General features: G+C 57.8%; 7 protein-coding genes. 3 read left to right on the top strand and 4 right to left on the bottom strand.

Annotation, left to right across the window (positions count from 1 at the left end):
• Positions 1-291: 291 nt before the first annotated feature.
• From BOW52_RS15870 to BOW52_RS15855, 4 genes are all read right to left on the bottom strand, one after another.
• Positions 292-852, bottom strand: a complete 561-nt coding sequence (locus BOW52_RS15870) for a hypothetical protein (RefSeq protein ID WP_078485057.1) — start codon at positions 850-852, stop codon at positions 292-294.
• Positions 853-988: 136 nt separating this feature from the next.
• Positions 989-1810, bottom strand: coding sequence for a glycosyltransferase family 2 protein (locus BOW52_RS15865; RefSeq protein WP_078485056.1), 822 nt, complete (start codon positions 1808-1810; stop codon positions 989-991).
• A gap of 101 nt (positions 1811-1911) precedes the next feature.
• Positions 1912-2577, bottom strand: coding sequence for a hypothetical protein (locus BOW52_RS15860; protein ID WP_078485055.1), 666 nt, complete (start codon positions 2575-2577; stop codon positions 1912-1914).
• A 207-nt stretch (positions 2578-2784) separates the two neighbouring features.
• Positions 2785-3027: a hypothetical protein gene (locus BOW52_RS15855; protein WP_078485054.1), complete on the bottom strand. Its 243-nt coding sequence runs from the start codon at positions 3025-3027 to the stop codon at positions 2785-2787.
• A gap of 158 nt (positions 3028-3185) precedes the next feature.
• On the opposite strand from BOW52_RS15855, the gene BOW52_RS15850 reads away from it, so the two are divergent.
• From BOW52_RS15850 to BOW52_RS15840, 3 genes are all read left to right on the top strand, one after another.
• Positions 3186-4835, top strand: a complete 1650-nt coding sequence (locus tag BOW52_RS15850; protein WP_078485053.1) for a L,D-transpeptidase family protein — start codon at positions 3186-3188, stop codon at positions 4833-4835.
• A gap of 134 nt (positions 4836-4969) precedes the next feature.
• Entirely contained in the window at positions 4970-5527 is a 558-nt protein-coding gene (locus BOW52_RS15845) for a DUF882 domain-containing protein (RefSeq protein WP_236725785.1), read from the top strand.
• 86 nt (positions 5528-5613) lie between these two features.
• Entirely contained in the window at positions 5614-6543 is a 930-nt protein-coding gene (locus BOW52_RS15840) for a L,D-transpeptidase family protein (RefSeq protein WP_078485052.1), read from the top strand.
• The last annotated feature ends 179 nt before the right edge of the window (positions 6544-6722 follow it).

Raw genomic sequence — 6722 nt, 5'->3', positions numbered from 1 at the left:
GGGCGCCGTAGGCATAAACGGTCGCGTTAAGTATTTGCCGCTTGCTTGGGCTTGGACGCCCAAAACAAGCTTCCGCAAAAATAGCGACTCCCCGATGAAATCGTGAGAAGCGGAGGGAACCCGTAGGGTGATGTGGCGGGGTGATGGTTTTGGGTGCTTTTGCCGAATCAAAAGTACCACGCCGCGCGGGTGCGCGAACCCGCATTAGAATCACGTCGTGTCAGCGACACAACCAATAAAAAAAGCCCCCACCCAACCGGATGGAGGCTTCTCAACAAAACTAACGACTAATTACCGAGCAGCGGGCGCTGTAGGTGCTACCGGACCACGATAACCATATGGCCCCATCATTGGACCACGGTTGCCATAAGGCCCCATCATCATCGGACCACGATTGCCGTAAGGCCCCATCATTACAGGACCACGATTACCGTAGGGCCCCATCATCATCGGTCCACGGTTACCACCGTAGGGTCCCATCATCGGGCCACGGCTGAAGGTGGGGCGCTGCTGGTTGTAGAGGGCCATCATCTGCTGCTGGCGGGTGCGCATTGCATCGCGCATCTCACGCATGCGTTTCATCTGCTCGTCGCGGTTGGGGCCGCCGCAGCTCTGCATGCTCTGATCCATCTGCGCATCGCTGCGGGCTTCCATACGTTTCTGCATCTCTTCCTGATGCTTCTGCATGTATTCCATACGCGCTTCGGGCGCCATGGTCTGCATCTTCTCGCGGTGTGCGGTGCGCTCCTCCTCGCTCATCAGGGGTTCGCTCATCGGTGCCGGGTTCATTGCGTTGGCGGTGAAGGTGACGGCGCAGAGTGATAGCGCCGCTACAAGGGCCTTGTTCAACATGACGTCTCTCCTTGAGAGTGGTTAGGAAGTTATTCCGACCAAGTGTAGACCGATTGGTGGCGCTTCGATAGGGCGTTTTGAAATGTCGACTTTGGGGCTGGGTTACTGGGGTTTTGGGATCGATTTAACGAGGTGCTCAGACGGTTTTTCGTCCCTTCTCGCGCAGCGCCACGGTGCTGGGTGCCCCCTTCGGTAGCAGTGAGTCGCCATGTTTTTCGAACTGGTAGTGCTCGTAGAGGTTGGCGTACTTGAGGAAGACGTAGAAGGTGGCGATAACCGAGCCGATGAAGCCAGCCCAGCCGTTGAGGAAGCTGCGTTTGAAGAGGTAGCTGCGAACAAAGAAGAAGGGTGGGTAGAAGACCATCATCCACGGATTACCCTTGCGCCCCTTGGCAACCTTGTCGGCGACCAGCCCCTGGGCGTAGCTATTGATCTTCGACACCTTGGTGTGGATGTCGATCTCGCCGAAGTGGTAGAAGGGGTGTTTGAGACGTCCCAGCTCGCCCTCGACCTTGGGGGCGGCGTGGATCGGGATGTCATCGAGACCGCCGTTGCGTTTGTCGAACAGGCGCAGGAAGTGGTTCATGCGGTTTTTGGTGGTGCGCATACGCCAGAAGAGCTGCTCCTGACGGGCGATGGTGTAGCCAGCCTTGCTTGGTCCCTCGGCCATCAGCGCCTGGATCTCCGCCTGCAGTTCGGGGCAGGGGGCCTCGTCGGCATCGAGCAGTAGTACCCAGTTGTGGCTGGTCATCTCCAGCGCCAGCTGTTTCTGTGGGCCGTAGCCCATGAACTTGTGCTGTGCGGTCTTGCAGCCGTACTGCTCTGCGATCGCCATCGTCTCATCGGTGCTGAATGAGTCGAGCACCACGATCTCATCGGCCCACTTCACGCTCTCCAGGGTGAAGGGGAGGGTGTGTGCGTTGTTGAAGGTGGTGATGAATACCGAGAGCTTTTCCATGGCGATCTTCCCGTTGATGAAGTCGCCATTATAGCGGCAGTCGTGCGGCTGATGCGCACTCCGCAATAAAACGGTGGGCGCCGCAAAGGTACGCAGTGCCCCTAGCTCGGCAGGTTCTCGTCGAGGAACTCTTTGTAGTGCTCGGCACTGACCAGCTGGGTGCCGTCGCAGTTGAACTGCATGCGCACCAGGTCCTGCACGATGCAGATCGCAGTGCTGCGAAGGTAGTAGTCGGGCATGTCGCGCATCACCTTGATGGTGGAGAGGATCGAGACGATCTCCTCCTCTTCCATCGGCTCCCAGGTGCGGCTGCGCTTCTCGGAGATGCTCTTCCAGTGGGTGGGCAGCAGATCAAACAGGCCGCTGTGGCGCAGACACTTGTAGAGGGTACGCATCCCCTCGATCTTCTCGGCATAGCTGAGTTTTGGGAAGTGGCGGTCGAGGTAGGCGCTGTCGAGTAGCTTCTCTGCCTCATGAGTCTCTTCACGCAGCGGATCGAAGACCGAGGAGATGCGCACCTCGGAGCTATTAAAGCCGAGGTAGAGGCGGTAGGTTCCGCGACGCAGTAGCAGCTCTTCGAGCTGCGGCCGTAGCTGCTCGAAGATCTCATCCATGCGACTTGGATATTTCTGGCGATAGAGCGCGGTCTCGCGCATCGAGGGGTCGCCCTTGATGCCGATCTGCAGGTTAGCCGTATTGAGACCGGTGGCGCTGACGATACTCTCCTTGAGTACCAGCTCCTCCAGCTCTGTGTCGCGGTCCGTCATGGTTGGTAAGTCCGGGTCAGTTCGAGCGAAAGATTATGGGAGAGATATTACCGTGGCGTTACAGCCACGGATAGCGGTTTGTTGGCTTTGAATGAGTCAACAAGATTGTTCAAGGATTGGTGCGCGGTAATTAGCCGCCGCCTGGCGGCATGGGAGGAAGCCTGCGTTGCAGGCGTGTCGAGCGAGGAGCTATTAATGCCTGAGTTATCAGCTATCCCCGCCACCGATATCGCCACCACAGCCGATGTCGGAGAGGGTGATGCCTGCGGCCGCCATGCTGCTATCGTCACGCAGATTTTTCGACGAGTAACCCAGGGTGCTGATTAAGAGATAGAGGAAGGCGCTCACCGCGAGCAGCGGCAAGATGATGCCATCCAGGCTCGAGGTGCTCAGCAGGTTGCTGTTAACTGCAGCCAGTAGGCCGACAACAATGGCAATTATCCGTTTCATGGCAGCATCTCCTACTCGATTGTTTTGGCTAATCCCCTCGGTTTTGTTGGGCCATTGCTGGCGTATAGGTGCTATACTCAAATTTAATTGTGAGCTCGTTAACATTTTTGCTGATGGTCGGACGATAGCGTCGCGGCTGGACAGCAGGTTTTGAATGCATGCACTACTTATCGCTATTAGTTGTTAGAGGCTGCGCACTGTTGGCGCTGCTACTGCCGTTATGCCAAATCTCCTGGGCCGGTAACTACGTGACTGAGTCTGAGTTGCGCACGGGGCTGGATGATGCGCTGGAGAGTGAGCTCGCCTCGGGAATCCCCGAGGTCTCGGGCGAGATGTGGCGCGACCTGAACCGTTTCTACGATAGCCGTAGCGGCGCACCCTTCTGGGTTGCCACGGGTGGTGTTGAACGCATGGGCGAACAGCTTGCGCTGCTCCTGATCGGTGCCAGTGAGCACGGGCTCGATAACGAGCGCTACCATGCCGCACAGCTCGAGCAGCTGCTTGGCAGTGAGGATGATCAAGCACTGGCGCGGCTGGAGCTACTGCTGACCCACGGCCTGCTGCGCTTTGTTGTTGATCTTCACAGCGGGCGACCCGAGATCGACCGCAAGGCGCAGGACTGGTTTATCGAGCGGACCGACATCGAGCCACTCGATTACCTGAGGCGGGTTTCGCGTGGTGAGTCACTACAGTCGGTGCTCGATGAGCTAGCTCCACCGCACCCCCGCTATCGCGATCTACAGATCGCGCACACCCACTATCAGATGATCGCCGATGATGGCGGCTGGCCTAGGCTACAGGCGATGGTGACGCTGGAGCGCGGCAAGCAACACAGCGATGTTTCGCGGCTGCGGCGCAGGCTCTATCTGAGTGGTGATCTAAATGGGATCGATAACAGCTCCAACCAATTTGATGAAGCACTGACCCAGGCGGTAATCCGTTTTCAGCAACGTCACGGCCTGAAAGAGGATGGCGTGGTTGGGCCGCGCACCCGTGAGGTGCTGAACGTGCCGGTTGAGCTGCGTATGCAGCAGATCAGACTCAATATGGAGCGCTGGCGTTGGATGCCGCGCCAGCTGGAGGAGTACCACCTGCAGGTCAATCTGGCCGATTTTAGTCTGCAGCTGATCGATGATGACCGGCCGCAGTTCGGTATGAAGGTGATTATCGGTAAGAACTACAGCGAAACTCCCGCCTTCAGCGGCACCGTGCGCTACCTGGTGGCCAACCCCTTCTGGCACGTACCGCGGCGGTTGGCGGTGGAGAATCTGCTGCCGAAGCAGAAGCAGGACAAGAACTACTTCACTGAAAAGGGGATTCGGGTGCTTCAGCGCGCTGCATTCGGCAGTGAGGAGATCGACCCGGCCGAGGTCGACTGGATGGAGCTGAGCCGCAACAACTTCCCCTATCGGCTGCGTCAGGATCCGGGCGTGAAGAACAGTCTGGGACGGATCAAGTTCATCTTCCCCAACGAACACGCCATCTACCTGCACGATACCCCGGCTCAGGGGCTGTTTGAAAAGGGCGTACGTACCTTCAGCGGTGGCTGTATCCGTGTGGCTGAGCCGATCAAGCTCGCCTCCTATCTGCTCGGGGATGAGTGGAGTGGTGAGCAGGTGCTGGATCTGATCGGCGAGAAGGAGACCCGGCGCTTAAACCTCTCAAATCGGATCCCCATCTACATCATCTATATGACGGCGTGGGTCGATGAGCAGGGCGTAATGCAGTTCAGAAATGACGTCTATGGACGCGACCAGCGTCTGGCACAACAACTGCAGGGCTTGGATAAGCTCTACAGTGATTTGTGAGGCAGTCCACAGTCTGATATTCTGCCCCGAGTTATTTTTAACCCAAATCAACTAGTTGAGTGAGGTTTACACAAACCTCTTGGGTATCTTGTGTGACTGGAAATTGACTTGTAAGCAATTGCAGGGGTGAAGTTTTGATTATTGATGAGACAACGGGAACCGACGCGGGGCGTCGTCGCTTTCTCGCAACCTGTGCCAGCGGCATTGCCGTGGCAGCTGCCCCCACATCACTGTTCGCCATGAGCGAGGCCTCTCGCGAGCTCTCCTTCTACAACACCCACACTGGTGAGTCTTTGACGACTACCTACTGGGAGCAGGGGAGTTACCATCCCGAGGCGCTGGCTGAGATCAACCATCTGCTGCGCGATCACCGTACCGGTACTGATCATGAGATGAATCGTGAACTGATCGATCTGCTCTATCGTCTGCAGACGAAGGTCGGCAGTCATCGCGATTTCCATATCATCTCCGGCTACCGCTCTCCCAAGACCAACGCCATGCTCAACGGTAAAAGCGGCGGTGTGGCGAAGAAGAGTCTGCACATGCAGGGCAAGGCGATCGATATTCGCCTGCCCGGCACTGATCTGAGCGATCTGCGCAAGGCGGCACTCGCGCTGCGCGGTGGCGGTGTTGGCTACTATGAACGTTCCAACTTCATTCACGTCGATGTGGGTCGCGTGCGTCGCTGGTAAGCCAGTAGCACGGTACGATCCCTCTCTGTTCAGGAGAGCGTTCTGCTCTCCTGAACTATTCAACGCTCCTCTCTATCTAATCGCTCATGAATGAGTGTCGTCTTCTATCACTGCTTCTGACTGCGTTGCTGCTGACGCTACGTCCGGCTGTGGCCGCGACGATGATCCTGCCACCGGCGGAGATCGGTCTGGTCGGTGCAATCAGCCACGTCGAGGCGAATGAGGAGGATACGTTGCTCGATATCGCGCGGCGTTACGATTTTGGCCAGGAGGAGATCGTGTTGGCCAATCCCGATGTGGATCGCTGGCTACCGCATCAGGGGGCGTGGGTACGGCTGCCGGGGCGACATATCTTGCCGCAGGTGGCAAGGCGTGGTGTGGTGCTCAACGTCTCGGAGATGCGCCTCTACTACTTCCCCGACGAGCAGTCGATGATGACCGGTCATGTGATTACCCATCCAGTCAGTATCGGGCGTATGGATTGGCTGACACCGCTCGGGCCGACCTCGATTATTGCCAAGAAGCTTGACCCAACCTGGACGCCACCGGCCTCGATCAAAAAGGAGGCGATGGAGAGTGGTGAGCCGCTACCCGATGTGGTGCCGGCTGGGCCCGATAATCCGCTCGGGCGCTATGCGATACGCCTTGGTCGACCCGGATATCTGATCCACAGTACCAATAAACCGTTCGGTGTAGGCATGCGCGTGACACATGGTTGCGTGCGAATGTACCCCGAAGATATCGAGCGCCTCTTCCCTGAGGTGCCGGTCGGAACGCCGGTGCAGATTATCGATCAGCCGGTCAAGGCGGGCTGGTTTGCCGATACCCTCTATATCGAGGTGCACCCACCGTTGGAGGAGGCGCCGCAGGATGAGCAGACGCGCGTCATTCAGGCGATGGAGGCGATCCATCAGGCGGTAGGGCGGGAGCATGTGCTGATCCGCGGGGCGACTATCCTGAAAGCCGTTCGTGAGCAGAGTGGTGTGCCGGTGCCGATTTCTATCGGCTTTCGTTGAGCTAAGACTGTTTTACAAGTAGCGCGATGAACTCATCAGCCGGTAGTGGGCGAGCGTAGTAGTAACCCTGTGCTAGCTGACAGCCGCTGACCGCCATGGATAGCGAAGCGAAGGCGGTTAGTCCGCGATAGTCGACGCCGTCTGCATATTCGTAGTTGAGAGCGGGAGCGAACGACGAA

Source organism: Solemya pervernicosa gill symbiont (genome assembly GCF_002020875.1).
In the GTDB taxonomy this organism is placed as follows: Bacteria; Pseudomonadota; Gammaproteobacteria.
This window is presented reverse-complemented; position numbering and strand designations above follow the sequence as displayed.

What these genes read in the sequence shown, in the direction of transcription:
- BOW52_RS15850 (WP_078485053.1), top strand. Translation starts at nt 3,186, where the DNA reads ATGCACTACTTATCGCTATTAGTTGTTAGAGGCTGCGCACTGTTGGCG.
- BOW52_RS15840 (WP_078485052.1), top strand. Translation starts at nt 5,614, where the DNA reads ATGAATGAGTGTCGTCTTCTATCACTGCTTCTGACTGCGTTGCTGCTG.
- BOW52_RS15860 (WP_078485055.1), bottom strand. Translation starts at nt 2,577, where the DNA reads ATGACGGACCGCGACACAGAGCTGGAGGAGCTGGTACTCAAGGAGAGT.
- BOW52_RS15870 (WP_078485057.1), bottom strand. Translation starts at nt 852, where the DNA reads ATGTTGAACAAGGCCCTTGTAGCGGCGCTATCACTCTGCGCCGTCACC.
- BOW52_RS15855 (WP_078485054.1), bottom strand. Translation starts at nt 3,027, where the DNA reads ATGAAACGGATAATTGCCATTGTTGTCGGCCTACTGGCTGCAGTTAAC.
- BOW52_RS15865 (WP_078485056.1), bottom strand. Translation starts at nt 1,810, where the DNA reads ATGGAAAAGCTCTCGGTATTCATCACCACCTTCAACAACGCACACACC.